Genomic DNA, 520 nt, shown 5'->3' on the forward strand with positions numbered 1-520 from the left:
TGCAGCCCGGTGTCGACGTGCAGCCTCCCGTCGACACCGGGGAGGCCTACGGGCTGAGCCCGGCCAGCCTCACCGTCCCGACCGGCTTGCCCTGCTGCAGGATCGCGGCGGCGGCCGACCAGCGCGCCAAGAGGGTCTGCAGGTCGGTCCGGCCCGCGCCCTCGGCCAGCGAGAACGACATGAACATGGCGTAACGCTGTGGGGGCGTGTCGATTCCACCCTGGTGCGGCTGACCGTAGAAGGGGTAGCTGCGGCGCAGATCGACGGTGTCGTCGTCGTCACCACGCTGTCCCGCCGCCATGGCGTGGCCGGCGAAGCCGCCACCCATGGCACCGATGGCGGCACCGCCGAGCCCGGCCAGCATGGCGCCGCCGAGCGCGCGCCGGCGCGATACCGTGGCGGAGTCCGCCGGTGCCCCAGCGTCGTTCGTGGCGCCGTCGGAGGGTGGGGAGATGTCGTCGGTCACGATCAACCGGCCGTAACGACTTTTTGGGCGACGGTCGACAGGCTCTGGTGCAGC

The 520-nt window shown here is 72.1% G+C and carries 1 pseudogene; it reads right to left on the reverse strand.

The annotated features are described in order from the left end of the window. Positions 1-67: 67 nt before the first annotated feature. Positions 68-364: pseudogene (locus tag A9W96_RS33380) on the reverse strand (deferrochelatase/peroxidase EfeB); the annotation flags it as partial. Positions 365-520: the final 156 nt, after the last annotated feature.

It is taken from the genome of Mycobacterium sp. 1245852.3 (assembly GCF_001669335.1).
Classification (GTDB): Bacteria; Actinomycetota; Actinomycetes; order Mycobacteriales; family Mycobacteriaceae; genus Mycobacterium; species Mycobacterium europaeum_A.